Here is a 281-nt window from a genome sequence, read left to right on the forward strand (position 1 = left end):
CTTTTGGCGTTGAAATGGAGATCTGTGATTTATCGAGCCTAATCGAAACCCTAAAATCTCATTACCTTAAAGATGACTATAAAACAGAATTTCTCTGGGTAGATAATGTTCGAAAAATCAAAGAGAAATCCGATATAGATCGATTGGACCAGCTACTGCTTGACGCTATAAAAAACCGAGATCCCAGACTAGTCATCACCCTACCCGAAATAGAAAAATGGGACTCAATTATTGGATTTAGTATTACTCGCGCCAAAAATGATCGAGTACCAATAATATCT

The 281-nt window shown here is 37.0% G+C and carries 1 protein-coding gene; it reads left to right on the forward strand.

Annotated elements, in window-relative coordinates; translation table 11 throughout:
• A partial coding sequence (locus KMS84_RS40040) for a TIGR04141 family sporadically distributed protein (protein ID WP_256921575.1) occupies nt 1-281 on the forward strand: 281 nt, incomplete at both ends.

Source organism: Streptomyces hilarionis, from assembly GCF_024539675.1.
Lineage (GTDB): Bacteria > Actinomycetota > Actinomycetes > Streptomycetales > Streptomycetaceae > Streptomyces > Streptomyces hilarionis.